26 protein-coding genes are annotated in these 24178 nt (G+C 70.7%); 17 read left to right on the forward strand and 9 right to left on the reverse strand.

What is annotated here, in order from left to right; genetic code table 11:
• Positions 1–141: 141 nt before the first annotated feature.
• Positions 142–696 carry a TetR/AcrR family transcriptional regulator gene (locus tag AB0C04_RS15030; protein WP_357053792.1) on the forward strand — a complete coding sequence of 185 codons (555 nt, stop codon included), beginning with the start codon at positions 142–144 and terminating at the stop codon, positions 694–696.
• A gap of 31 nt (positions 697–727) precedes the next feature.
• Positions 728–1819, forward strand: coding sequence for a hypothetical protein (locus AB0C04_RS15035; protein ID WP_357053795.1), 1092 nt, complete (start codon positions 728–730; stop codon positions 1817–1819).
• A 33-nt stretch (positions 1820–1852) separates the two neighbouring features.
• Here the strand turns inward: AB0C04_RS15035 and AB0C04_RS15040 are convergent, their stop codons facing one another.
• The gene (locus tag AB0C04_RS15040) at positions 1853–2602 is read right to left on the reverse strand and encodes a hypothetical protein (RefSeq protein WP_357053798.1); all 750 of its coding nucleotides are present in this window, start codon (positions 2600–2602) and stop codon (positions 1853–1855) included.
• A gap of 102 nt (positions 2603–2704) precedes the next feature.
• On the opposite strand from AB0C04_RS15040, the gene AB0C04_RS15045 reads away from it, so the two are divergent.
• The 4 genes from AB0C04_RS15045 to AB0C04_RS15060 all read left to right on the forward strand — a co-directional run bounded on the left by AB0C04_RS15045 (position 2705) and on the right by AB0C04_RS15060 (position 6111).
• On the forward strand, positions 2705–3415 hold the full coding sequence (locus AB0C04_RS15045) for a DNA alkylation repair protein (RefSeq protein WP_357053801.1): 711 nt from the start codon (positions 2705–2707) through the stop codon (positions 3413–3415).
• Positions 3416–3586: 171 nt separating this feature from the next.
• On the forward strand, positions 3587–4075 hold the full coding sequence (locus AB0C04_RS15050) for a hypothetical protein (RefSeq protein ID WP_357053804.1): 489 nt from the start codon (positions 3587–3589) through the stop codon (positions 4073–4075).
• Positions 4015–4635: a TetR/AcrR family transcriptional regulator C-terminal domain-containing protein gene (locus AB0C04_RS15055; protein ID WP_357053807.1), complete on the forward strand. Its 621-nt coding sequence runs from the start codon at positions 4015–4017 to the stop codon at positions 4633–4635. The genes AB0C04_RS15050 and AB0C04_RS15055 overlap by 61 nt, the downstream gene beginning before the upstream one ends.
• A gap of 135 nt (positions 4636–4770) precedes the next feature.
• Positions 4771–6111: a hypothetical protein gene (locus tag AB0C04_RS15060; protein ID WP_357053810.1), complete on the forward strand. Its 1341-nt coding sequence runs from the start codon at positions 4771–4773 to the stop codon at positions 6109–6111.
• Between the two features lie 40 nt (positions 6112–6151).
• Here AB0C04_RS15060 and AB0C04_RS15065 read toward each other — a convergent pair whose 3' ends face one another.
• Positions 6152–6340 (reverse strand): hypothetical protein, encoded by a 189-nt coding sequence (locus tag AB0C04_RS15065; protein ID WP_357053813.1) that lies wholly within the window; start codon positions 6338–6340, stop codon positions 6152–6154.
• A 23-nt stretch (positions 6341–6363) separates the two neighbouring features.
• On the reverse strand, positions 6364–6873 hold the full coding sequence (locus AB0C04_RS15070) for a helix-turn-helix domain-containing protein (RefSeq protein WP_357053816.1): 510 nt from the start codon (positions 6871–6873) through the stop codon (positions 6364–6366).
• Positions 6874–6973: 100 nt separating this feature from the next.
• Between AB0C04_RS15070 and AB0C04_RS15075 the strand changes: the two genes are divergently transcribed.
• Positions 6974–7711 (forward strand): DsbA family oxidoreductase, encoded by a 738-nt coding sequence (locus tag AB0C04_RS15075; protein WP_357053819.1) that lies wholly within the window; start codon positions 6974–6976, stop codon positions 7709–7711.
• A gap of 106 nt (positions 7712–7817) precedes the next feature.
• Here AB0C04_RS15075 and AB0C04_RS15080 read toward each other — a convergent pair whose 3' ends face one another.
• Positions 7818–8663 (reverse strand): NAD(P)H-binding protein, encoded by an 846-nt coding sequence (locus AB0C04_RS15080; RefSeq protein WP_357053822.1) that lies wholly within the window; start codon positions 8661–8663, stop codon positions 7818–7820.
• 99 nt (positions 8664–8762) lie between these two features.
• Between AB0C04_RS15080 and AB0C04_RS15085 the strand changes: the two genes are divergently transcribed.
• The 3 genes from AB0C04_RS15085 to AB0C04_RS15095 all read left to right on the forward strand — a co-directional run bounded on the left by AB0C04_RS15085 (position 8763) and on the right by AB0C04_RS15095 (position 11155).
• Positions 8763–9230 (forward strand): MarR family transcriptional regulator, encoded by a 468-nt coding sequence (locus AB0C04_RS15085; protein ID WP_357053825.1) that lies wholly within the window; start codon positions 8763–8765, stop codon positions 9228–9230.
• Between the two features lie 136 nt (positions 9231–9366).
• Positions 9367–10317, forward strand: coding sequence for an NADP-dependent oxidoreductase (locus tag AB0C04_RS15090; RefSeq protein WP_357053828.1), 951 nt, complete (start codon positions 9367–9369; stop codon positions 10315–10317).
• Positions 10318–10564: 247 nt separating this feature from the next.
• Positions 10565–11155: a TIGR03086 family metal-binding protein gene (locus tag AB0C04_RS15095; protein WP_357053831.1), complete on the forward strand. Its 591-nt coding sequence runs from the start codon at positions 10565–10567 to the stop codon at positions 11153–11155.
• Between the two features lie 126 nt (positions 11156–11281).
• Here the strand turns inward: AB0C04_RS15095 and AB0C04_RS15100 are convergent, their stop codons facing one another.
• From AB0C04_RS15100 to uxaC, 4 genes are all read right to left on the reverse strand, one after another.
• Positions 11282–12229: a CU044_5270 family protein gene (locus AB0C04_RS15100; protein WP_357053834.1), complete on the reverse strand. Its 948-nt coding sequence runs from the start codon at positions 12227–12229 to the stop codon at positions 11282–11284.
• Positions 12222–12836: an RNA polymerase sigma factor gene (locus AB0C04_RS15105; RefSeq protein WP_357053837.1), complete on the reverse strand. Its 615-nt coding sequence runs from the start codon at positions 12834–12836 to the stop codon at positions 12222–12224. The genes AB0C04_RS15100 and AB0C04_RS15105 overlap by 8 nt, the downstream gene beginning before the upstream one ends.
• A gap of 61 nt (positions 12837–12897) precedes the next feature.
• Positions 12898–14235, reverse strand: a complete 1338-nt coding sequence (locus tag AB0C04_RS15110) for a mannitol dehydrogenase family protein (protein WP_357053840.1) — start codon at positions 14233–14235, stop codon at positions 12898–12900.
• A complete protein-coding gene (gene uxaC / locus AB0C04_RS15115) occupies positions 14232–15629 on the reverse strand; it encodes a glucuronate isomerase (protein WP_357053843.1) in 1398 nt (465 codons plus the stop codon). Before uxaC ends, AB0C04_RS15110 begins: the two co-directional genes overlap by 4 nt.
• 170 nt (positions 15630–15799) lie before the next feature.
• Between uxaC and AB0C04_RS15120 the strand changes: the two genes are divergently transcribed.
• Genes AB0C04_RS15120 through AB0C04_RS15150 form a run of 7 tightly spaced genes read left to right on the forward strand, consistent with a single transcriptional unit; the run spans position 15800 to position 22664 of the window.
• Entirely contained in the window at positions 15800–17131 is a 1332-nt protein-coding gene (locus AB0C04_RS15120; protein WP_357053846.1) for an extracellular solute-binding protein, read from the forward strand.
• A complete protein-coding gene (locus tag AB0C04_RS15125; protein ID WP_357053849.1) occupies positions 17132–18085 on the forward strand; it encodes a sugar ABC transporter permease in 954 nt (317 codons plus the stop codon).
• The gene (locus tag AB0C04_RS15130) at positions 18082–18945 is read left to right on the forward strand and encodes a carbohydrate ABC transporter permease (RefSeq protein WP_357053852.1); all 864 of its coding nucleotides are present in this window, start codon (positions 18082–18084) and stop codon (positions 18943–18945) included. Before AB0C04_RS15125 ends, AB0C04_RS15130 begins: the two co-directional genes overlap by 4 nt.
• Entirely contained in the window at positions 18945–19904 is a 960-nt protein-coding gene (locus AB0C04_RS15135) for a Gfo/Idh/MocA family oxidoreductase (protein ID WP_357053854.1), read from the forward strand. The genes AB0C04_RS15130 and AB0C04_RS15135 overlap by 1 nt, the downstream gene beginning before the upstream one ends.
• A gap of 20 nt (positions 19905–19924) precedes the next feature.
• A complete protein-coding gene (locus tag AB0C04_RS15140) occupies positions 19925–20752 on the forward strand; it encodes a sugar phosphate isomerase/epimerase family protein (RefSeq protein ID WP_357053857.1) in 828 nt (275 codons plus the stop codon).
• The gene (locus tag AB0C04_RS15145; protein ID WP_357053860.1) at positions 20749–21798 is read left to right on the forward strand and encodes a Gfo/Idh/MocA family oxidoreductase; all 1050 of its coding nucleotides are present in this window, start codon (positions 20749–20751) and stop codon (positions 21796–21798) included. The genes AB0C04_RS15140 and AB0C04_RS15145 overlap by 4 nt, the downstream gene beginning before the upstream one ends.
• A complete protein-coding gene (locus AB0C04_RS15150; RefSeq protein ID WP_357053863.1) occupies positions 21795–22664 on the forward strand; it encodes a sugar phosphate isomerase/epimerase in 870 nt (289 codons plus the stop codon). The genes AB0C04_RS15145 and AB0C04_RS15150 overlap by 4 nt, the downstream gene beginning before the upstream one ends.
• A gap of 42 nt (positions 22665–22706) precedes the next feature.
• Here the strand turns inward: AB0C04_RS15150 and AB0C04_RS15155 are convergent, their stop codons facing one another.
• On the reverse strand, positions 22707–23786 hold the full coding sequence (locus tag AB0C04_RS15155; protein ID WP_357053868.1) for a LacI family DNA-binding transcriptional regulator: 1080 nt from the start codon (positions 23784–23786) through the stop codon (positions 22707–22709).
• Positions 23787–24178: the final 392 nt, after the last annotated feature.

Consider the following 24178-nt stretch of genomic DNA (forward strand, 5'->3'; position numbering starts at 1 on the left):
GATCCGGGCCGCGTCGACGTCGGAGGTGAACTTCGGTGCGCCGAAGTAGCCGGCGGCGTTTACCTCCGCCCGGTCCGGGGCGGGCGCGGCGAGCACCGCGGGCTCGACGCCTCAGCCCTGGACATCGCGACGGCGGCGGGCGTGGGCGTGGGCACGTTGTACCGGCGCTTCGGCACCAAGGAGGCGCTGCTCGACAACGTGGTGCTCGGCCTCTACGACGAGCTGTGCGAGACCGCTCAGGTCTGCCTGGAGCGCGCCGACGCGTGGGACGGGCTGGCGGAGTTCGTGATGGAGCTGGCTGGAGCCCACCGGGACAGTCGCGGCCTGGCCGAGGTCACCGCAGCGTGCGAGAGGCCACCCACGCCCGAGCTCGCGCAGCGGACAGCCGCACTGCAGCATGCCGTCGCCCAGCTGACCGAGCGGGCGCGCGCGGCGGGCCACCTGCGTGCGGACGTCACCTGGGAGGACGCTGATCTGCTCCCGCGCGCCGCTGGACACCGACCACTGCCTCGGCGTCGACGCGGGGCCGGACGGGTGGCGTCGAGTCGTCACCATCCTGCTGGACGGGATACGCGCTCCGGGGCGAACCCCTCTCCGTGGGCCCGCGCCGTAGGTCCATCAGGCAGGGTGACCGGTCCACCGGATCCCCGTCGCTACGACGATGGACGTGGCGTCGTCGAAGGCCGAGGGCAGTGATCGGGGCCGGGAAAACGTACGATGACTCGGCGTGACCCCCGACGAGATTTCCGCCGCATTGACGTTCGTTCCCGAGGTGCGAGCGACCGCGCTGCAGAACCGGATGACGGTCCACGTACCGGCGCTCGGCGACAGCGTCCACTTCGTCGCCGACGACGTACGGCGGGTCAGGCCGATCTACGCACCCGACGGCGCACCGGCGCTCGAATTCGCGGTCGGCGCTGGCGGGGAGTTGTGGCCGCTCATCATCACCGGGACCGACGTGGTGTTTCAGCCCGCGAGCCCGGACACGGTCCTGGACACCCGGATGCGGTACGCCGTCGCCGAGATGCCGCCGCTCGTCGCGTACACGGAGATGCTCCGCGAGGCCGAGGCGCAGGGCCGTCGGGTGCAGGCAGGGCACATCAACTACGACACGCTCGCGGGGACGTTCCTACTGGTGCGCTGCTTCATTCTGGGCGCGGCCCGCTTCGGGCTGCGGCCGGTGGCCGCGGTGGGCTGGTGGGACCGGGCTTGGCGGCAGGTCGGTGACAGCGTGTTCCTGCCGCCGTGGCGCCCGGATCCGCTGTGGGACGGCCTGCTGGCCGAGGCGACACAGCTGCCGGATCTGCCCTCGACCCTGACCTCGGTTCGCGACGAGCGCCCCGACGCGGCCCGCGTCGACGTGGTCGACTTCCAGCGTCTGGAGCCCGGCATGAGCGTGGTGGGCCTGGACGACGAGTTCGTCGCGGCGTGGCGGCGCTGGGTGCCGATCACCCCGGCGACCTTCCACGCCACCCTCACCCGCGGCGTGTCCGACGCCACCGCAGATGTGGCCCTCTACCCCGACGGCGGTGGCAACATCGACCTGTGGATCCCGTTGAGCGACGGCCGTCGGGCGTTCCTGCAGACCTCGTTCGTCTTCGCCGACCGCGACCTTGCCATCGACGAGATCCGAATTCCCGACCGGGTGGGCAATGGCCTGTTCCAGCGCCTGATGTTCAACACCGAGCAGCTGGCTGCCCTGCTCGGCCTCCAGCGGGTCACCCTGCGCGCCACCGGCATCGGGGCGTACGCCCTGGCCCGGGTCGGCGTCTACCCTCGCGACCCGGAGCTCTACCGGGTCACCCGCGACCTCACCTGACGCCGCCGGCGTCGACAGGCTGGCTGGAGATCGTCACTGCGCAGGCCGGGCTTTCTCAGCACCGCGCAGCAACGACCGGCGCAGATTGGCCATCGCATCGGCGCCTACGGTCTGCTCCACCGACGACGCCACCTGCGCACACAGCTCGCGCGCGCGGGCCAGCTCGGCCCGGGCGCCGTCGATGTCGCTGCGCAGCCGCTGTGCCTGCTCCGGGTTGACCCGGCGAATGTCCCGCACCTCGCCCGTACGCGTCTCGCGCAGCGTCTCGGCCAGGATCATGACGTAGTCGGCCCGGTCCGACGACAGCACGGCGAGGGCTTCGCCCTCCTTCCCCACGCCCGCCACCCGGTCCACTGCCGCCGCCGGTAGGAAGAACAGCGTGGTGGTCGAGAACGTGCTCGTCCGGCGCTGCTGCTCCCACCGGGTCAGCAGGCCCGACTTGACGTCCAGGAAGGGTGCCAGCTCGAGGTAGAGACCCGCGTCGACGGTGTTGAGCAGCATGCGCGAGTCACCGATCGCCTGGCGCAGCTTCCCGACGGACTCGACCTGCTCGGCCATCACCTGGCCGAATTCGGCCTCCGTCGCCGCGTCGGCGGCGCCGTCGCCGAGCTGCCCGGCCAGGGCCAGCACGCGGTCGCCACGCAGACACAGGTCCTGCAACAGAAGCACGATGCCGAGCAGGTGGCGCGCCACGTCCGAGTCTCGCCCCGTCCTGCGGCGATCCAGCAGGCGTGCACCGTAGTTGGCGAAGATCTCCGCCAGCTTCTCGACGAGGGTGAACACGCGCAGAGCCTAGTGGACAGTGTCCACCTGACCACTCCCCCGCGCACGGCCCGTCCGCGAGTTCGCGATGAAGGGCCTGGCGTCGCGGTAGGTTGCAGAGTCATGGCCACGACCGCCGACGTCCGTCAGGAACTCGCCAGCCTCGCCGATCCACGTCGCGCGCAGGGACTGAGCCGATTTCTGCAGATGGTTCCCGGCGGGTACGGCGAGGGCGACCGGGCCATCGGCGTCTCCGTGCCGGAGCAGCGCAAAGTGGCCGCCCGGTACTGGCGTGACCTCTCCCTGGCCGACACGGCCGAGCTGCTGACCAGCGGCGTGCACGAGGAGCGCCTGACGTCCCTGTTCATCCTGGTGCGAAAGTTCGCCAAGGGAGACGAGAAGGAACGGGGTCAGATATTCGGCGTTCTCCTGGCCAACACCGACCGCGTCAACAACTGGGATCTGGTCGACTCGTCCGCGCCGTACATCGTCGGCCCCTGGCTGATCGACAAGGACCGGAGCGTGCTCGACCGGTTGGCCGGGTCAGACCTGGTCTGGGACCGGCGCATCGCCATCATGGCGACTTTCGCCTTCATCAGAGCCGGCGACTTCCATTGGACCTTCCGCCTCAGCGAACGGCTCCTGCACGACCCGCACGACCTCGTCCACAAGGCGGTGGGCTGGATGCTGCGCGAGGTGGGCAACCGTGACCGAGCGGCGGAGGAGGAGTTCCTCGCCGGACGGTACCGGGCCATGCCGCGGGTGATGCTGCGGTACGCGATCGAGAAGTTCGAACCGCAGCGCCGTAAGGACTACCTCTCCGGCGGGGTGTGAGTGATCGACGCTGCTCATCGAGCTGACCCTCGCCGTCTCGCTGCCAGGTAACCGTCGCGTGGCGCTGCCCCGGCGAGCGATGCCGCACCCCGTACGTCTTGACTTGCCGGCCCTCCCGGGCTAATTTGCTTACATCGTAAGCTTACGTCGTACGCAAACTCGGGAGGTCCGATGAAGAAGCTCGCCGTCGCCGCTCCACTCGCCTGGCTCGCGTGGCTCGCGCTCACCGACTGGGTGCCGATGTTTCCGCTCAACGACCTCGCCGCCATTCCCGCCGGAGATCGCGCGATCGCGGCCATCGCGAACTACCCCTTCCCGCTGCTGATCGCGGCGGGTATGGCGCTCGATCGGCACTGGTCCCGCATCGCGGCGGTCGCGCTGAGCGCGCTCTGCCTCATCGGGCACGTGACCAGCTGGTGGATCCCGTACTTCGGCGGCGCCAACCCCACCCAGCGGGTGGAGTTCCAGGAGTACTACGCCCAGACCCTGCGGTTCTGGCCCACCGCCGGCCATGACGTCGTCGTCGATCTGCAACACGCCGTCGTCGGGCTGCTCACCCTGGCGATGCTGACCGCCACCGTTCTTGTCACGATGAGGAGATGGCCACGACAGGAGAACCCCGGCCGGCCCGCCGCAGCAGCGGTCGCCCGCCACAGCTGAGCCGCGACGACATCGTCTCCGCGGCTCTCGCGGTGATCGACGCCGATGGCCTGGAGGCGCTGACCATGCGTCGCCTCGGCGCCGAACTGGGAGTCGCGGCGATGTCGCTCTACCGTCACCTGCCCAACCGGGAAGCCGTCCTCGCCGCCGTCGTCAACCACCTGGCGACCGAGGCGATCACCGATCTCGATCCGGGCCGGTCCTGGGCCGAGAGCCTCACCGCCTTCGCGACCGCCTACCGCCAGATGCTGCTCAATCACCCTCGTGCGGTACCACTGCTGGCGACCCATCCGATGGACGTCCACACCGGACTCGCACTCATCCAGGTCGTCCTCGACCGCGCCGACACGGAAGGCGTACCCCGGACGCACGCGCTGACCGCGGTCCAGTCGGTGGCCGTCTTCGTGCTCGGACACGCCCTCGCCCAGGTCGGCACACCACCGGGGACCTCGGCCACCGCGGTCGAGACGCCGGAGGCCACCGAATACTACGACCGCTGGTTCGCCGAAGGGCTCGCCGCCATGGTGACCGGATTCGTACGGCCGGCCCCGATCGAGTAGGGCAGCGAGCCGAGGGGCGCATGACGGTGCGGCCAACTGTCTGACGGTCTTGGCGGCTCGCTGAGTACCCGTACTCAGCCGGGACCGGGTATGCGGCGGGCTACGCGATCACGGCCGGCTGGGCAGGATTGGAGGGTGCTCCAGTTCAAGGCGTCGAAGCCGGTGGTTGTCGCGATCCAACTCGGCGCGGTCTGGGCGGTGGGGGCGGTCGCACTGCCGACGATGTGGCAGGCGCTGCTGGTCGCGGCGCTCGCCGGTGCCGCGGGCCTGATAGCCGTCATGGCCCTCGTGGCCGGGTTGGCCGTCCTGGCTTACCTGATCATGGTGATCGCAGCCACGCGTGACGTGTCGGTCCTGGGGGCGACCGGCGGTCGTCGAGTGCTCTGGGCGCTGCTCGTCACGGGCCTGGGCACGGTCGGCTGGGCCGCCGGGTGGGCCGTCACCGACGTCGCCGGGCTCGGGGTGAGCAGCAACCCGCCGTTGAGGTTCCTTCTCGGCGGCGTTCCGTTCGTCCTGGCGGCCGGGCTGTTCCTGCGCGGCTGGCGGTTCAGCGCCATCGCGCTCGGGCTGAGCGTGGTGCTGGTCGGCGCCACCGTGGCGGTGCTGCGCCAGGAGCCGCCGGACGAGTTCGAACGACGGCTGGTCGTCGCCGGCGTCCACCGGGAGACCGCCTACGCGGTCGCCATCCCCGGCTACCTGCCCACAGACGATCGCGACTACGGCAACCGGCTGGGCGGCTCGCGCTTCCGCCCCGAGGACCCGGACGCGGTCCCGCCGGACCGGTACATCAGCATCAACGCGTACGACCGGCTCAGCGCGGGCGAGCAGATGTGTGCGCAGCCGACCGCCCAGGACTCGCGACTGACCTGGGGGTCCTGCACGGTCGAGAAGGACGGTCTGGTCTACCGGCACAACGAGATCCAGCACGGCTACCAGGTGTCCGTCGGCCGCCGGTACGTCACGGTCGTCGGAACCCCGGCGGTCGACCACGACCTGCTGCGGGCCGCGGCGCTGAGCCTGCGCCTGGCCACACCCGAAGAGCTTGGCGATGCCCAGACGCAGACCGGCGGGTACTACGCCGCGACGATCCCCGGATACGTCGGGCAGGTCACCGGGATCCCGCCCGGCATGCTCTACGCGCCCGCCGACCAGACCGGCAACGGCGCGCAGAGCGTCTCCATCTCGCTGGACGTGAGCTTTGCGGGCAGCGACGACATCTGCTTCCGCACCACCGAGTGCACTCCGGACGGCGCCGGGCTCACCTACGTCCGGAACGAGGACAGCCACGGGTATGTCATGCGGCGCGATGAGGTGAACGTGCGGATCACGGGCGGGCTGCGGGCCGACCGCACGCTGCTGCGGCAGGCCGCGCTGAATGCCCGCCCCGCCACGGTCGAGGAACTGCGCCGGGCCGTCCCGCCGCTCGAGGCCCGTGAGCCTCTCGACCGTCTCCGCCAATGGCTACGCACGTTCTAGCCACGGCAGACGGCATCCGGAAGCGATAGGTATGTGACACTCACTCCTCGAGGAGCACCTGCACCGCCCCGGCGAGCCTGATCAGCCACGGTCCGGCGTCGGCGCCCGACGGTAGTGAACCGTCGATCGCCCAGCTCCGGACCGCGTCCGGGCTGAGGTCGGCCGCGTCGAGCACCAGACGGCGCAGGCGGCGGGACAGCCGGATGCCGTCGAGTTCCGCGAGCAGCACGCCGCGGCCGGCCGGCAGACCGATCAGGACAGTCGACGGGTTGGCAACTCACCGCTGTCGGCGGTGGTGAGACCGTCCGTGACGCGTCGCAGTCCGTGCTTCTCCGTTGCGCTGGCGCTGTCGTATTCGGTCTGATGGCGGCGGATCTCGGTGTGATGCTCGGCTGACCAGGCGGCCAGCGCCAGGACGGTGGACAGGAGCGAGGTGCCGAGTTCGGTGAGGGCGTACTCGACGCGGGGCGGGACCTCAGGGTAGGAGGTCCGCGTGACGAGTCCGGTGCGCTGCAGGTGCTTCAAGGTCAGCGTGAGCATGCGCTGGGAGATGCCGGGGATCGCGTCGGCCAGGTCCGAGTAGCGGATGGGGCGGTCGGCGAGCGTACCGATGATCAATACGCTCCACTTGTCGCCGACAAGATCCAGGACCTCGCGGATGAAGTCGGCGTCCTCGTCGTTCCAGTGCGCACAGGGCCCCGGCACGGCCCGGACGTTCGCCCGGACGTTGGTCCGTCTCCGTCGAAGATCCTCCGCGCTCATGCTCGCCGCCTCTCCGCCAGTCGGTCGCTACGCACATGAATGTGCCTTTTGTGGCGCCCCGATTCTAATGCACGATGGGGTTACGAACAGCGAGTAAGAAATGAGAGAGGACCCCATGAAGATCGAGTTCTGGTCGGACGTCGTCTGCCCGTACTGCGGGCTGATGGACCACCGCCTGCACCAGGCGCTGAACCGGTTCGGGCACAGCGAGCAGGTCCAGGTGATCCACCGGTCGTTCCAGCTACACCCGGACCTGCCGCGCGAGGGCGTCAGCCAGAGCGAGCTGATCGAGATGGCTGGCGCCCCCGCGTCGACCGTGGACCGCGTCCTGCGCCCGATCGAGCGAGCCGCCGAGGCGGAGGGCCTGACGCCCTATCACGCGGTCGATCGCACGCTGGGCCCGACCGACCTGGCTCACGAACTGCTCGCCTACGCCACCGACCAGGGCCGTGGCAACGAGATCTGGACCGCCATGTTCCGCGCGCACTTCGGGCAGGCCCGCAAACTGTGGACCACCGAGGAGGTCCTCGACTTCGCCGCCGAGGTGGGCCTGGACCCGGCCGGTGCCGCCGAGGCTCTACGTAGCCGCCGCTATCGGGCCCGAGTCGCCGCCGACCAGCGCGAGGCCGAGCGCCTCGGCGCCCGCGGCGCGCCCTTCCTCGTCTTCGACCGCCGTTTCGCCGTCCCCGGCGCCATCGGCACCGAAGACCTGCTCGCCGCGATCACGAAGGCATGGGCCGAAGCTCACCCCACGCCGCAGCCGCTGCCCGTCGTCTCCGAAGCCGACGGCATCTGCACCCCGGACGGCTGTGCGGTGCCCGAGCCCGGCACCGCCTGACGGTTGGCGAGATGGACGCGGCCCCCAGCGGGCCCGGCGGCAGCCTGCGCACAGGCCACGCCGGGCCCGCTTCCGGGGAGGCGGCAACTCGGGGCCGTGGCCCGGATCAGGCGGTGGCGAAGCGCTCGTGGTGGTCGCGGACGAACTCGGCGATGCTCCGCGGCGACCGGCCGGTGACGCTGGCGACATGGTCGTTGGTGAAGTCGCCCCACCCGGAGCCGTAGGCAACCCGGTATTCGGTGAGCGCCTCCGCCGTCCACTCGTCGAGCCCGGCCTGAAGCAGGCCGCCGCGGGTCTGTTCCGGGCTCTGCGGTACGTACCGCACCGGGCGTCCGAGCGTACGGGTGAACTCCTCCGCCACCTGGTACAGCGAGATGCTCTCCGGACCGGTGGGCGTGTAGATCCTGCCCTCGTGTCGTTCAGGCGCGGCGAGGATCTCGGCCGCGACCGCCGCGATGTCCCGTACGTCGACGACACCGACCCGTCCCTCGCCGAAGACCCCGTAGAGCTGGTCCCCGGCCAGGGTTCCGAACAGGTTCTGCATGAAGTTGCTCGGTCGCAGGATCGTCCACGCGATACCCGAGTGCTGCAGTTCGGCGTCGGAGAGCGCGTGCAGCCGGCCGTTGCGGGTGGGAGCATCGTGCGCCGCGCCGATCGCGGAGAGCCGGACGACGTGCCGCACGCCGGCGTGGCGAGCCGCCCACAGCGCGTTCATGCTCTGACTCGGCGCGAGCGGGCCCATCGCGGTCAGCAGCCACAGCTTCGTCACTCCGTCGAACGCTGCTGCCAGCGTGGAGGGACGGTCCAGGTCACCGACGACGTAGTCGACGCCGTCGACGTCAGGCACGCGCGACTTGTCGCGAACGAGGGCCCGCACCGGCTGCTTGCCGGCAAGCTCCCGCAGCACCTCCCCGGACACGGTGCCGGTCGTTCCGGTAATCAGAATGGTCATGGCTGTCCGTCCTCCCGTTGGGCGGGCCGCGATTCGGCCGCTGTGGCGCCGACGACGATATAGTCCAAGTAATGGACCGTCCAATGATTGGACTAAGTTATGAGACGCAGCACACGCAAGGAACAGGACCCCGACCTCGGGATCCTGGCCGTCCAACTCTCCGCACGGGTCCAGCGCGAGATCTTCACTCGGGCGGCCGAGCAGGGGTTCGGCGACGTCAGGCCCCGCCACGGCGCGGTCCTCGCGTACCTGGACGCCGAGGGCACCCGACCCGGCGAACTGGCCCGGCTCGCCGGGCGGAACAAGCAGACGATGGGCGCGATCCTCGACGAGCTGGAGCGGCTCGGCTACGTCCGGCGCGCGCCGGACCCGGCCGACCGCCGGGCAAAGCTGATCATCCCGACGGACCGTGGTCTCGAGCTCATGGAGGTCTCCGACGCCCTGGTCAACCTGATCGAGCAGAACCTCTCCGACGCGCTCGGCCCGGACCTCTACCGGGAATTCAGGACCGCGCTGGGCCGTGGCGTGGCGAGCCTGCCGGCGGCCAGCCACGACGCCGAGGGCTGAGACTGCCAGGATCGCGGAAGTCCGGCGTCCGGCTGCTCAGCACCCAGATAATGCGGGGGGTCAACCTGGAGCGGGCTCCGCCGGGGGCGCCGCACGCGGGCTGACCTGGATGCGGTCGGGAAGGAGACGTCGTCGGATGAGCACGATGTACGCCGTGCGAGCTCACACCAGGGGCGGCCCGGAACAGCTCGTGTACGAGCAGGCGCCGCGGCCCGAGCCGGGGCCCGGTGAGGTGCTGGTGGCCGTCAAGGCAGCTTCCATGACCCCCCACGAGCTCACCTGGTCGGCGACCTGGACGAACAGCTCCGACGGCTCAGGGCCCGAACGTACGCCGATCATCCCGTCGCACGAGTTCTCCGGCGTCGTCGCGGTATCCCGGGCGGGAGTCGAGAGCCCTACCGAAGGGGAGGCCGTCTACGGGCTGATCCCCTTCACCCGCGATGGCGCCGCCGCCGAGTACGTCACCCTGCCCGCGGCCGTCGTGGCGGCCAAACCCGCCACCGTCGACCACGACCATGCCGCGGCGCTCCCACTGTCCGCGCTGGCTGCTTGGCAGGCGCTGGTGAACCACGCCGGTCTGCAAGCCGGCCAACATGTGCTGGTGCAGGGCGGCGCCGGTGGCGTGGGGAGCCAGGTGGTGCAGATCGCGGCCAGTCTCGGTGCTCGGGTGAGCGCCACGGCAGCGGCGGCCGACCTGGAGTTCGTCAAAGGCCTGGGCGCCGAGCAGGCCATCGACTACGCGCACGACCGCTTCGAGGATCACGTCCGCGACGTGGACGTCGTCATCGATCTCGTCGGCGGCCCCACGCAGTCGCGGTCCTGGTCGGTCCTGAAGGCGGGCGGCGTCCTGGTCAGCCCCTCCACGCCTCCCGACCAGCAGGAGGCGGCCCGGCACGACGCCCGCGGGGTGTACTTTATCGTCGCGCCCGACCCGAACGCGTTGCGTTCCATCGCCGAACTCGTCGACAACGGCCGACTGAAGCCGGTGGTGGACCGGGTGCTGCCCCTCACGGAGACCCGCTCGGGTTATGAGGCGCTCGAAACGGCCAAACTCCGCGGAAAAATCGTCATTCACGTCGCGGACTAGCGCGTCCACCCCGGGAGAGGTGCCGCCAGGAGGCCGGCCCGGCGTGCGGATGGGGCGCGACAGCCGACTCCGGAGGAATACGTCCGGCGTGGCTTCGGGACGTCGAGCCCCTCAACCCGTACCCGTGGGAAGACTGAATCCGGCAACCCAGCCGGACCACCGCACCGCAGTGGCGCTGCGCGATGCGAACTGTCCTGTCGGTCCCGGCGCGTAGCGTGCGGACGTGTCCACGATTGAGGAGAGACCGATGATCGACAGTAAGGACACCGTTGACTTCGAGCCGGCGGCCCGCGCGCTGGCCGCGCTGCTGGGCGGGGTGACCGACGACCAACTCGGCCGCCCCACCCCGTGCGGGAGATGGACGGTCGCCGACCTGCTCCACCATCTCATGGGGCTGACGGTCGCGTTCCGGATAGCCGCCGAGAAGGGGCCCGACCCCGCGCCGACCGGCCCGGACGATCCCGCCGCGGCGGAGCACGACCCGCGGTGGCGCACCCGGCTGCCGGCGCAGCTCGACGAGCTGGTTGCCGCATGGCGTGAGCCAGCCGCCTGGAAGGGCGACGTTGCGGTCGGCGGGGTGGTGCTGCCGGCCGAGATCATGGGTGTCGTCGCGCTGAACGAGCTGGTCATCCACGGATGGGATCTCGCCAGCTCGACCGGGCAGCCATACGACGTCGACGACCGTACTGTCGAGACGGTCCACGGCCTGGTGTCCCAGCAGGCGAGCAGCGACGGCACTCCCGGCCTGTTCGGGCCGTCGGTCTCCCTGCCCGCCGACGCTCCCCTGTTCGACCGGGTCCTCGGGCTCACCGGCCGCGATCCCGGGTGGAAGTCCTAGCACCGACACCGCCTCGGTGACGACGGCAGCCTTCGCTCGACCGCGGCAACGACCGCCGCTCAGCTCGGCACCGAGCGGGCGGCCACCGGGCGGGCGCGCCGAGGCGCCCGCCCGGTCAGCGGAAACTCAGGGTGTCTGACCGACCCGGTCGACGACGGCGAGGGCCAGCACGGCCGACGACCCGGCCGACCCGCCCACGCCGAGGAAGGCGTAGGTCTCGGGGTGGAAGACGAGCACGACCTGGCCCGGGCCGCCCGTCGACGGCCAGGTGATCCCGATGCCCGATCGGCCCGCGCCATCCTTGACGTGCTCCACAGCCTGCAGGTCCGGCGTCGTCGCCGCCGCCTCGTAGAGCGCCGCACGGGATCGAGGGCGCAGGTAGCTGTCGGTGAGGTAGTAGAGGACGTCCTTGCCGGCGGCATTGGCGTCGCCTGGTTCACCGCTGCGATGCTCGGTCAGGAAGGCCCGCATGGCGGCGGCGTCGGTGGGCATGTCGGCGCGGTAGGCGGGTGCGGGGATGCACCGCTCGGTCTTGCCCGGCACCACCTGTTCGCCCTTGACCACCGCGGCCCGCCCGTTCCGGCACCCGGGCACGACCATTTCCGTGCGGCCGGCGGCAGAGGTCTCGATGACCAGACCATCCCGGGTTCCGTCCACCGACTGCCAACTCTCCCGGATTCCCGGGCCCTCCTGGCTGCGTGAATAGACGAACTGGCCCGGTCGGGGACTGACGTCGGGCACTTCCAGCGCGGCGGCCGCCGCGTTCCGGAGAACCTGGGCTGCATCCGCCCGGGCGGCCGGCGTGCTGCCACCGAGCGGGTCCGGCGCAAGCACCAGAACCGAAGCCAGCGACGCCGCCACGCCCGCCGCCGCCACCCCGGTGAGCACGAGTCGCCAGACCGGTCTCCGCGAACGAGGAGGCGTCGGGGAGACGGTGGAGGTCGTGAGTGCGGGAGACGGCGCGGCCATCGCGGTCATCACGGTCGTCAGCCGCGTGCGGGCCGGCGCCAACCGCTCGGCCGTCGGCAGCCCGGTCTCGTCGCCGACCTGCTGGAGCAGTCGCATCTCATCCATTGCTCAGTGCCTCCTCGATCGTGCTGGCCGGTTCGCCGCCCAACTGCTCACGGAGCAACCGGCGGGCTCGGTTGAGTCGTGATCGCACGGTGCCGACCGGGATCGCCAGGGCGGCGGCGACCTCGTCGTACGTCAACTCCTCCCAGGCGATCAGCAGCAACACGTCGCGGTCTCCGTCGGAGAGCAGCGCCAACGCGTCGAGGAGGAGCCGGCGTAGCGATTGCGCCGTCACCGCGGTGGCGACCCGGTCGGCGTGTGACGCCTCGCTCGTCAGGGGGACGTACGCCTGCCGCAGTCGGTACTCCCGCTCCTCGTTCCGCCGGTGCTGGCCGACGATGTTGGTGGCGATCCCGTACAGCCACGGCCGGGCGTTCGGATGGGTGACGTCGAATCGATCCCGACGACGGAACGCCGCGAGGAACGTCTCGTCGACCAGGTCGTCCGCGGCCGGCACGCCGAGACGCCGGGCGAGGTAGCGATGGATGTGCGGCGCGTGCCGGTCGAAGATCGCCGAGAAGATCTCCGGTTCCTGCACGGACCGAGCGATGATCGCTGCGTCCGCCACCGCACCGACATCGACATCCTTTGCTCGCCGCAGGTGTTTCATGTAGGGCCTTTCGCGGAGTCGGGAAGCACCACCTGTTATCCGCGTCCGGCGGCCAAACGGTTCACGGGCGCAACGGTAGGTGTGCGCCCGCCTCGTCGATCGCATGGATGAGGTCCGTGTCGCCGGCCAGGTCCGGCGCGAGCAGCGCCAGCACGTCTTGCGCCGATCCCGCCCGTTGCTGGTACGGGCCGGCGCCGGCGTCGTTCACCGGCGCGCCGGTCCCGCGCAGGTGCCCGATCCAGGCGGCCAGGATCCGCGCGCCTCCGGCGGGCATCCGGCCGGCGGTCCGCTCGCCGCGCAGCACCGGCAGCAGCCGGATCGGTAGCTTCTGCGAGCCGTCCGTGGCGATCTGCGCCAGCGTGTGCCGGATTCGCGGGTTCGCGAAGCGCCGAAGCAGGGTCGTCCGGTAGTCGGCCAGCTCGACGGCGGGCAGCGGCACGTGCCGCGCGGCCTCGTCCCACCACTGGTCCAGCCAGCTGCGGCAGACCGGGTCGGCGACCGCGGCCGCGATGGTGTCGTGCCCGCGCGCGCTGCCGGCGTATGCCAGCAGGCTGTGCCCACCGTTGAGCAGCAGCAGCTTGCGCGTCTCGTACGGGGTGATGTCGTCGGCGAACCGAGCGCCTGCCGCTTCCCACATCGGGCGGCCGGCCGGGAAGTCGCCGCTGAGCACCCATTCGGAGAACGGCTCGGTGACCACCGGCACGGCGTCCTCGTGCCCGGTCAGCTCGGCCACCGCGCGCACGTCCTCCGGCGTGGTCCGGGGCGTGATCCGGTCCACCATGGTGGTCACGAAGGAGACGTTCTCGGCGATCCACCCGTCCAGCCCCGGTTCGGCCGCTGCGGCCAGGTCGTGCACCACCCGGGCCGTGGCCTCGCCGTTGCCCGGCAGGTTGTCGCAGGAGACCACGGCGAGGGGCCCGGCGCCGGCGATACGCCGCGCGGCCAGACCGGCGACGAGACGGCCGGGCACGGTGGTCACCCCGATGCCGTGACGTAGCGCGCTGACGTCGGCCCGGACGTCCGGAGCGTCGAGGTCCAGGCCGCCGTCGCGGTGCCGCCGGTACGCCGCCTCGGTGACCGTCAGCGTGACGACCGCGACGTCCGGCTCGGACAGGTACGCGCACCACGAGCGCAGGTCGGTGCCCGGATGCGCGGCCGACACCGCGGTCTGCACGGCCATCTCGTCGCGGTCCGGCCCGCGGACCACGAGCGTGTAGAGCCCGTCCTGCTCGGTCAGCTGGTCGGCCAGCATCCGCGACCGGCCGGTGAACGCGGCGATCCCCCATCGCGCCGAGTCCGGCGCGGCCCCGGTGTACCAGGCCTGGTGCGCCCGGAAGAAGCCGCCCAGCCCGAGGTGGACGATGCGGACCGGCGGCCTGTCGTCCCGGTGCGGCGTCACAGCTTGAAGACCTTGCGCGGCTGGTCGCTGACCAGGGCGGTGAGCGTGTCGAGGGCCTCGTCCTCGTCCAGCCGGTGCGCCGCGACCAGCCCGGCGAGGAACCCCGCGTCGAGGCGGCGGGACATGTCGTGCCGGGCCGGGATGGAGCAGAACGCGCGGGTATCGTCGATGAACCCGGACAGTCGGGAGAACCCGGCGATCTCGGTGACCGCCGCCTGGTAGCAGCGGATCTCGGACGGGTTGTCCAGAAACCACCACGGCGCTCCGGCGTACACCGCCGGGTAGAAGCCGGCGAGCGGCGCGATCTCCCGGTTGTAGACCTCCGCGTCCACGGTGAACAGCACCAGGTGGAATCCCGGGTGGGTGCCGAACCGGGCGAGCAGTGGTTGCAGCGCGTGGGTGAACTCGACGGCGGTCGGGATGTCGTGTCCGGTGTCCGCGCCGAACCGGTTCGCGGTGGCCGGGTGGTGGTTGCGGTAGATGCCCGGGTGCAGCGTCATGACCAGGCCGTCGTCGCACGACATGCGCGCCATCTCGAAGGTCATGTGCCGGCGGAACGCGGTCGCCTCCGCCGGCGAGACCGTGCCGGCGCGGGCCGCGCGGTAGATGCGCTCCGCCTCGTGCCGCTCCAGCGGCTCGGTGCCCGCGTCGGCGTGGCTGTGGTCGGCGGAGACCGCGCCGTGCGCGACGAAGTACCGACGGCGCTCCTCCAGCGCGGCGAGGTACCCGGCGTAGTCGCCGACGTCGCCGCCCAGCTCCTTGACCTTCTCCGGCCACCCCGGCCGGCCGATCTCCAGGTACCTGTCGGGGCGGAAGGTGGGCGCCACCGTGGCGTCGACGTCCGGGGCGTCGCGCAGCGCCGCGTGCGCGGCGAGGTCGTCGGCCGGGTCGTCCGTGGTGGCCAGGAAGTCGATGCCGAAGCGGCGCAGCAGGGTTCGCGGGCGATGGCTCGGCTGACTCAGCTGCCCCGCGATCAGGTCGTACAACGCGTCCGCGTTATGCGCGCACGGCCGCTCGGTCACGCCGAAGATCTCCACCAGTTCGCTGTCGAACCAGTAGCGCACGGGGGTGCCGCGGAACAGATCCCAGTGGGCGCACAGCAACCGCCAGGCCTCCCGCGCCCGGTCCTCGGGCAGCGGCTCCTCCCCCACCCCGAGCGCCGCCAGTGGCACACCGCCGGCGTGCAGCAGCCGGGTCACGTAGTGGTCCGGCTGGAGGAACAGGCTGGTGGGGTCCGCGAACGGGGTGTCGTCACGCAGCATCCGGGGATCGACGTGCCCGTGCGGCGAGACGATCGGGAGTTCGCGGACCACCTCGTACAGGCGGCGGGCGATTGAGCGCACTCCCGGGTCGGTGGGCAACAACCGATCGGGATGCAACGTCAGAGCGGCCATGAGCCCGAGCGTGGGCGGACCGCAATCGGTTCGCAAGCGGTTGCCACCTGTTGCCTCGGGCGGCGTGGCAACAACTGGCAACTCGTTGCGTCGATCGTCGGCATGCGGAAACCATCCGGTAACAGTGATGCGGCTCACTCCGCACCGGCACACCCCTAGGAGAGCAGCAGATGCGATACCGGAAGATGCGAGCGGCGGTGGCGGTGGCCGGTGCGACCGCGCTGGTCGCCGCGCTCGCTGCCTGTGGTGGCGGCGACGAGTCCAGCGGCTCCGGCAAGACGCTCAACGTGCTGATCGGGGCGAACACCCAGTACCCCGCGGAACAGCAGGCGTGGCAGGAGTCGATCGCCCAAAGGTTCAAGTCGCAGACCGGCGCCGAGGTCAAGTGGGAGACGTTCGCCACCGCCAACGACGAGCTGACCAAGATCCAGACCTCGGTGGTCTCCGGCAGCGGCCCGGACGTCTACGCGGTCGGCACCACGTTCACCCCGACCGCGTACTCCACCAAGGCGTTCGTCACTCTCGGCGACGAGGAGTGGAAGAAGATCGGCGGCAAGGACAAGTTCATCCCCTCGTCGCTGGGCATCTCCGGGCCGGACGAGCAGAACCAGGTCGGCATCCCGTGGGTGGGCCGCCCGTTCGTCATGGTCTACAACACCGAACTGCTCACCGCGGCCGGTATCGACAAGCCGGCGACCACCTGGGACGAGCTGACCCAGCACGCCAAGCGGCTGACCAAGGGAGACCAGCACGGGCTGGCCGTGGCGTACAAGGACAACTTCGACCCGTGGAAGTTCATCTGGGGCATGTCGATCCAGGCCGGCAACCCGCTCGTGGACGGCAAGACGGCGCGGATCCAGGACCCGGCGGTGCAGAAGGCCTATGAGACCTACTTCGGCTGGCTCGCCACCGACCGGGTGGTCAACCCGGCCGCGGTCGGCTGGTCCAACTCGCAGGCGATCGGCGAGTTCGCCAAGGGCAGGACCGGCTACATGGCGCTGACCTCCGCGCTCGCGGCGAAGGCGCTCGACGCCGGCGCGGTCAAGGGCAAGTGGAAGTTCGCCCTGCTCCCCACCGTGCCGCCGGGCGCCACCACCCGGCCGGCGAACGGCGTGGAGGCCGCGAGCATCCTCTCCGGTGACAACCTGCTGGTGGCGGACTACTCCAAGAACAAGGACCTGGCGTTCCAGTTCGTCAAGCTGATCACCGACCAGGACGCACAGCTGGACCTCTACCAGCGGCTGGGCCAACTGCCGGCGAACGCCGCCGCGGCGCAGACGTTGCTGTCGGACCCGAAGTTGCAGGTGGTCGTCCAGGCGCAGCAGAAGTCCGTGTCCACCCCGTTCACCGGCGCCTGGGCGGACATCCAGCTGGCGCTCACCAACGCGGTGGTGCAGTCGATCCCGGACCTCTCCAACGGCCCGATCAGCCCCGAGCAGATCGACAGCCGGCTGGCCACGGCGCAGAAGGCCGCACAGTCGGCACTGGACCGGGTCAAGTAGATGGGTGTCAACAGCACCCTCACGCCCGAGGTGCGGACGGCGAAGCCGCCGCCCCAGCGGCGCCGCCGGGGCGTGACGGAGCGACAGCGTCCGTTGTGGCTCCTCACCCCCGGCGGGGTGCTGATGGTCCTGGTCATCCTGATCCCGCTGGTCCTGGCGCTGTGGATCTCGGCGATCGACCTCGACCAGTACACCCTGCGCCGGTGGATCGAGGCACCGTTCATCGGGCTGGACAACTACGTCGAGTCGGTCGGATCCGGCCTGCTGCACTCGGTCTGGATCAGCGTCTCGTTCGCCGTGCTGGCCACTGTCGCCACCGTGCCGATCGGGATCGCCGCCGCGCTGGTCACCCAGAACCCCTACCGCGGCCGGGCGATCGTGCGGGCGGTGTTCCTGATCCCGTACGTGCTGCCGTCGTTCGTGGTCGCCACGGTGTGGCGCACGATGCTGCAACCGGACGGCATCGTCAACGCGACGCTCGCGAAGGCCGGCGTGGACGGCGGGCTCTGGCTCAGCGGCCCGAAGTCGTACTGGACGCTGGTGCTGGTGGAGATCTGGGCGGCGTGGCCGTTCATCTACCTGATGGCGCTGGCCGCCCTGCAGTCGGTGGACATCGAGGTGCACGAGGCGTCGGCGGTCGACGGGGTGACCTGGTGGTCGAAGCTGCGTCGGGTCATCCTGCCGTACCTGCGCGGGCCGGTGCTGCTCGCCTGCCTGCTGGCCACGCTGAACCACATCAACAACTTCACGCTGCCGTTCGTGCTGTTCGGCGCGCCCGCGCCGGACGACGTCAACGTGATGCCGATGCTGGTGTACGTCACCAGCTTCCAGAGCCTGCGGTTCGGGCTCAGCGCGGCCATGGCCGTGGTCTCGCTGATCCTGATCGCCATCCCGTTGTTCGCCTATCTGCGGGCGGTGCGGCTGGACGTGCACGAGGAAGGAGCCCGACGATGACCGCCTCGGCCGAGGCCCAGCGGCTGCTCCCCCGGCCGTTGCTGGTCACCCTGACGGTGCTGCTCTGCGCCATGGTGCTGGCGCCGATCCTCTACATCGTGCTGGCGTCGCTCAACACCGACGTGGGCGTGGCCGGCGGTGAGTTCTGGCCGAGCACCTTCTCCGGCGAGAGCTACACCCAGATCTGGACCACCGCCGAACTGTCCACCGGCATCGTCAACAGCCTCGTCGTCTGCGCGCTCACCGCGGTGGCCTCCGCCCTGCTCGGCACCACCACCGCGTACGTGCTGGTCCGCTACGCGTTCTTCGGGCGGCTGACCATCCTGCGCGGCCTGGTGGGCCTGCAGAGCATCCCGGGCACGCTGATGCTGCTGCCGGTGTTCGTGCTGTTCTCCTCGGCCGGCAACTACCTCGGCCTCACGGTGATCGGCACCCGGTGGGGCCTCTTCGTCGCGTACCTCACGTTCGCCCTGCCGTTCTCGACCTGGGTGATGGTCACCTACCTGCGCGGCATGCCGCGCGAGCTGGAGGAGGCCGCCCGCACCGAGGGCGCGTCCACCCTGGTCATCCTGTGGCGCATCGTCTTCCCGCTGAGCCTGCCGGCGATCGTCGTCTCGGGCATCTTCGCCTTCCTGCTCGGCTGGAACGACGTGCTGTTCGCCTCGGTGCTGACCCGGCCCGAGACGCAGACCGCGGCGGTGGCGCTGCAGATCTTCGGCTCGACGCAGGAGGGCGGCGCGCTGCCGGTGTACTCGCAGATGATGGCGGCCTCGCTGATCTGCGCGGCACCGGTCGTGCTGCTGTACCTGGCCTTCCAGCGCTACCTGGTCGGGGGCCTGACCGCCGGCGGGGTGAAGTAGTGGCGACCGCGGCGGTGATCGGTTGCGGCGACGTGTCGGTGGTGCATCTCGCCGCGATCGAACGGCTGGGCATCGAGCTCGTGGGTGTCTGCGACACCGAGCCGGGTCGGGCCCCGACGGGGTACGTCAAGCACCGCGATCTCCTCGACGACCTACGCCCCGACGTGGTGCACATCTGCACTCCACACGACCAGCACGTGCCGATCGCGATCGACGCCCTGGAGCGCGGCGTGCACGTGCTGCTGGAGAAGCCGGTGGCCCACACCGTCGCGCAGGCCGAGCGGCTGATCTCCGCGGCCAAGGATCATCCCGAGGTCAAGGTCGGTGTCTGCCTGCAGAACCGGTACAACCTGACCACCCAGGCCGCCCGTACGCTGCTCGCGTCCGGCGAGCTGGGCGCCGTGCGCGGCGGCTCGGCCACCGTGCTGTGGCACCGCGACCGGGAGTACTACCGGGCCCGACCCTGGCGCGGCCGGACCGCGCGCAGCGGCGGCGGGGTGCTGATCAACCAGGCCATCCACACGCTGGACCTGATGGAGTGGCTGCTCGGCGACGTGGTCGAGGTGCGTGGCAACGCCGGCCGGTACGGGTTCGGCGGCGACATCGACGTCGAGGACACCGCCCATCTGCTGCTCGAGCACGCGGGCGGGGCGCGCAGCGTGCTCTTCGCGACCGTGACCAACGTCCACGACGCACCGGTGAGCATCGAGATCGTCACCGAGCGGGCGACCCTGCTGATCCGCGGGGACCTGACGGTCAGCTACCCGGACGGGCGCACCGAGGTGGTCGCCGAACGACGCACCGGCCCCGGTGGCCGCGCCTACTGGGGCGCGTCGCACGAGCTGCTCATCGCCGACTTCTACCGACAGCTGTCCGAGCCGGCACCGTTCTGGCTCGGCGTCGAGGAGGGGACCAGGTCTCTCCGCCTGATCGATCAGGTCTATCGACAGCACACCTGAGCAAGGAAGGGCCACCGCCGATGTGGACGCTGTCCGGATTTTCCGACGAGATCTCCCCCGACTTCACCGAGCAGTGCGCGGTGTCGGCGGGGCTGGGGTTGAACTACGTCGAAATACGCAGCGCCTGGGACGTCAACATCCTGGACCTCGCACCAGCACAGCTCACCCGGATGAAGGAGACCCTGGCGGCGCACGGCCTGAAGGTCTCCAGCATCGGCTCGCCGATCGGCAAGATCTCCATCGACGAGGACTTTCCGCCGCACCTGGAGCGGATGCGCCACGCCGCCGAAGTGGCCCGCTTCTTCGACGCGCCGTACGTCCGGATCTTCTCGTTCTTCCTGCGTCCCGACACCGATCCGGCCGAGCACCGGGCCGAGGTGATCGACCGGATGCGGGCCCTCGCCCGGGTCGCCGAGAACGCCGACCTTATCCTGCTGCACGAGAACGAGAAGGAGATCTACGGCGACATCCCGGAGCGGTGCCTCGACCTCGTGCGGTCGGTCGGCTCGCCGCACCTGCGGCTCGCCTGGGATCCGGCGAACTTCGTCCAGGTCGGCGTCCGGCCGTACACCGACGGGTACGCCATCCTGCGCAAGCACCTGGAGTACGTGCAGATCAAGGACGCCCTCGCGGCGGACGGCACGGTGGTGCCCGCGGGCCACGGTGACGGGGAGGTGGCCCGCACCCTCCGCGCGCTGCGTCACGACGGCTTCGACGGGTTCTTCTCCCTCGAACCGCACCTGGCGACCGGGCACGCCACCGGCGGATTCTCCGGACCCGAGCAGTTCCGCCGGGCGTGGCAGGCGTTCACGGACCTTCTGACAACCGAGGGGATTGAGTACGCGTGAGCACACGGACGAAGTTCGCCCTGGTGGGCGCCGGCGTGATCGGCAACCACCACGGTCTGGTGATGAGTCAGCTCGCTGAGCGGGTGGAGCTGGTCGCGGTAGCCGACGTCGAGCGGCAGCGCGCGGAGCAGCTCGCCGCGTCGCGCGGCGGCCGACCGTACGGCTCGCTGAGCGCGGCGCTGGCCGCCGAGGAGATCGACGTCGTGGTGGTGTGCACGCCGACCGGCCGGCACGGCGAAGTCGCCGTCGAGGCCCTCGACGCCGGCAAGCACGTCATCGTGGAGAAGCCGGCCGAGATCACCGTGGCGAAGACCGACGAGATCATCACCGCGCGGCAGAAGGCCGGCACCCTCGTGACGGTGATCTCGCAGCACCGGTTCGACCCGGCCACCGAGACGACGCTCGCGGCGATCGGCCGGGGCGAGCTCGGCCGGCTCACCTCCGGCATCGCCTCCATCGACTGGTGGCGCGGGCAGAGCTACTACGACTCCGGCGACTGGCGGGGCACCTGGGAGCTGGACGGCGGTGGCGCGCTGATGAACCAGGGCGTGCACACGGTCGACCTGCTCGTCGCCGCGCTGGGCCGGCCGGTCGAGGTGTTCGCGTACGCCGGCACGCTGGCACACGAGCGGATCGAGGTGGAGGACGTCGCGGTCGGCGTGGTGCGTTTCGACAGCGGGGCGCTCGGCGTGCTGCACGCGAGCACCGCGGCGTACCCGGGACTGAGCGCGCGGATGCAGGTGCACGGCGATCGGGGCTCGGCGGTCATCGACAACGACCAGCTCGCCTTCTTCCAGGTCACCGCCGGCGGCACGGACCGGGAGGAGAAGCTGATGGGTACGACGGAGAACCGGGCCGTGCCGACCGCCGGCAGCGATCCGGGGCAGCTGTCCGACGCGCACCGGTTGCAGTACCTCAACTTCCTCGGCGCCCTGAACGGCACCGAGAAGCTCCGCGTCGACCTGGAGACCAACCGCCAGTCGATCGCCGTCATCACCGGGGCGTACGAGTCGGCCCGGACCGGACGGCCGGTGAGCCTCTCGTGAACCGGATCGCCGCCAACCCCATTCCCTACTGGAGCCGGGCGGGCAAGACGCGGGAGGTCTTCGACGCGGCCTTCCGCGACTTCCAGGAGATCGGCTTCACCGCGGTCAAGGCCGACGTGCCCGAGGACATGGGTCCGGTCGAATACCTGGACTGGATCGGTGGGTACGGCCTGGCGCCGTCACTCAGCCTGTTCAACTCCGCCTTCGACGAGACCGTCGACATGGCCGAGGAGGTGGAGCGGGCCAAGCGGTTCGCCGCCACCCAGACAGCCCTGGGTCTCGACCGTACGATGATCTCCTCGATGTCGGTCCCGGCCCGGATCGCGCAGCCGGCCGTCGGCGCCGGCTTCGACGCGGGCCGGCTGGCTCGGGCCATCGACAACTGCGGCGCGATCTGCCGGGTGCTGCAAACCGAGGGCCTGCGCCCGCTGCACCACTCACACGTCGGCGGCGTCTTCGAGACCGCGGACGAGATCATCCGACTGCTCGACGATCTCGGGCCGGACGTGATCGGGTTCGGCCCGGACACCGGCCACCTGACCTGGGCCGGCGTCGACCCCTCGGCGTTCATCGCGCGGTACGCGGACCGCATCGGCGGCATCCACATCAAGGACTGCTTCCCCGACCTGCTCGCCCCGTCGGCGCGCAGCGGCATGGCGTACCACGAGGTGCAGGCGACGAAGCGCCTCTGGGCCGAGCCCGGCCTGGGCGTGGTCGACTTCGACGCCGTGCTGGCCGCCATTCCGGACGACTACGACGGCGACTTCATGATCGAGGTGGACGAGCCGAGTGTGGCGTCGAAGCTGGAGTCGCACCGCATGTCGTACCACTGGGCCCAGCATGCCGTGGCCGCGCGGGTCGGATGATGCGCGCGGGTCAGCACCAAACTGCCGTGCGCTGATCCGGGGCTACCGCGACCCGGCCCCGAGCGGCGTCGCGGCCCGCCCGGCCGGCCCGGACACCCTGGTCGTCCCGCGCGCCGGGGAGGTGCCCCTGCGCCTGCGCCGCGCGGTCGACTGGCGCACGACCAGGCGGACCGGCAGGACCAGCGGCTGGCCGCTGGTCCGGGCGCCCTGCGCGACCGCGATGCAGTTCTGCACGCCGGTGAGGCCCATCCGGTACAGCGGCGACGCGATCGTGGTCAGCTGCGGCTCGACCAGCTCGTCGAGGATGATGTTGTCGAAGCCCACCACGCTGACGTCCTCGGGCACGCCGATGTCCAGCTTGCGCAGCCCCTTCATGATGCCGATGGCGAGCTGATCGTTGTACGCGAGCACGGCCGTCGCGTCGAGTTCGGCCAGCCGCCGGGCCGCGCCGAAGCCGGCGAGAACGGTGGGCTCGTGCGGGCCGATCCGCTTCGTCTCGAGCTCCCGCTCGGCCGTGGCCTCCCGCAACGCCCGCCAGCGGACCCCGTCCGACCAGCTGGTCTCCGGCCCGGCGACGTAGGTGATCCGGTCGTGGCCGAGCGCCGCGAGGTGCTCCACGGCTCGGTGGATGCCGCGCTCGGCGTCGCTCAGCACGCAGTTCGCCTCGGGGATGATGCGGTTCAGCAGGACGACCGCCTTCTGCTTGGCCACCATCCGCAACGCCGAGTCGGTCATCCGGGAACTGGCGATGACGATGCCGTCGACCTGGGCCAGTTCGTGTTCGATGGTCGTCCGCTCCACCTCCGGCGACTCGTTTGTGTGGGTGAGGATCAGCTGGTAGCCGGCCTCCCGGGCGGCTTCGTACGCGCCCTTGATGATGTCGCCGTAGAACGGGTTGGTGACGTCGGCGATCACCAGGCCGATCGCCTTCTGCGGCGGCCGGCCGGCCGGCTGCTGGCCGTCGAGCTGGCCGGAGCGGTAACCGAGCTGTTCAGCTGCCTGGAACACCTTGCGGGCCGTGTCCGCGTTGACCCGCCCCGGCCGTGAGTAGGCCCGGGACACGGTGGACGCGGCCACGCCCGCCTCGCGCGCGACGTCGTAGATCGTCGGACGCCGATCCATGACCCGCATCCTAGACCCGCGCCGAGTGCGGCGGAGCCCGCCGTTGACGCCAGCAACAAGACAGACCTTCGTAACGCGGCGTAGTCCCGGATCCTTGCACCGTCCAACATGATCGTCATTTGCCGCGCTGATGCACCGCCCGTTCCGCTTCGAGAAAGGGAATGCGAGGCATACCGAGTGCGGCACCCGGTGCTTCGCTACCGCCGACACCAGCGGCGACGAACCCGGAGCAAGCGATGCGGGGGCGTCAAAAGGCTCACTGACAGCGTCAGCAGGTGCGTGAAATGGGCAAACGGCCCGCGCGGACGCCCCGGATTCGTGGCCTCAGCGCGCACTCGTCGCAAGCTTCCGGCGATGCGTTTCACGTCTGGTTTGTCCGCGCCCGGGGCCGT

The organism is Micromonospora sp. NPDC048909, from assembly GCF_040649635.1.
Classification (GTDB): Bacteria; Actinomycetota; Actinomycetes; order Mycobacteriales; family Micromonosporaceae; genus Micromonospora.

Coding starts and splice junctions, on each gene's coding strand:
- AB0C04_RS15045 (WP_357053801.1), top strand. CDS start 2,705: ATGGCCACGACCGCCGACGTCCGTCAGGAACTCGCCAGCCTCGCCGAT.
- AB0C04_RS15050 (WP_357053804.1), top strand. CDS start 3,587: ATGAAGAAGCTCGCCGTCGCCGCTCCACTCGCCTGGCTCGCGTGGCTC.
- AB0C04_RS15055 (WP_357053807.1), top strand. CDS start 4,015: ATGGCCACGACAGGAGAACCCCGGCCGGCCCGCCGCAGCAGCGGTCGC.
- AB0C04_RS15070 (WP_357053816.1), bottom strand. CDS start 6,873: ATGAGCGCGGAGGATCTTCGACGGAGACGGACCAACGTCCGGGCGAAC.
- AB0C04_RS15075 (WP_357053819.1), top strand. CDS start 6,974: ATGAGAGAGGACCCCATGAAGATCGAGTTCTGGTCGGACGTCGTCTGC.
- AB0C04_RS15080 (WP_357053822.1), bottom strand. CDS start 8,663: ATGACCATTCTGATTACCGGAACGACCGGCACCGTGTCCGGGGAGGTG.
- AB0C04_RS15085 (WP_357053825.1), top strand. CDS start 8,763: ATGAGACGCAGCACACGCAAGGAACAGGACCCCGACCTCGGGATCCTG.
- AB0C04_RS15090 (WP_357053828.1), top strand. CDS start 9,367: ATGAGCACGATGTACGCCGTGCGAGCTCACACCAGGGGCGGCCCGGAA.
- AB0C04_RS15095 (WP_357053831.1), top strand. CDS start 10,565: ATGATCGACAGTAAGGACACCGTTGACTTCGAGCCGGCGGCCCGCGCG.
- AB0C04_RS15100 (WP_357053834.1), bottom strand. CDS start 12,229: ATGGATGAGATGCGACTGCTCCAGCAGGTCGGCGACGAGACCGGGCTG.
- AB0C04_RS15105 (WP_357053837.1), bottom strand. CDS start 12,836: ATGAAACACCTGCGGCGAGCAAAGGATGTCGATGTCGGTGCGGTGGCG.
- uxaC (WP_357053843.1), bottom strand. CDS start 15,629: ATGGCCGCTCTGACGTTGCATCCCGATCGGTTGTTGCCCACCGACCCG.
- AB0C04_RS15120 (WP_357053846.1), top strand. CDS start 15,800: ATGCGATACCGGAAGATGCGAGCGGCGGTGGCGGTGGCCGGTGCGACC.
- AB0C04_RS15125 (WP_357053849.1), top strand. CDS start 17,132: ATGGGTGTCAACAGCACCCTCACGCCCGAGGTGCGGACGGCGAAGCCG.
- AB0C04_RS15130 (WP_357053852.1), top strand. CDS start 18,082: ATGACCGCCTCGGCCGAGGCCCAGCGGCTGCTCCCCCGGCCGTTGCTG.
- AB0C04_RS15140 (WP_357053857.1), top strand. CDS start 19,925: ATGTGGACGCTGTCCGGATTTTCCGACGAGATCTCCCCCGACTTCACC.
- AB0C04_RS15155 (WP_357053868.1), bottom strand. CDS start 23,786: ATGGATCGGCGTCCGACGATCTACGACGTCGCGCGCGAGGCGGGCGTG.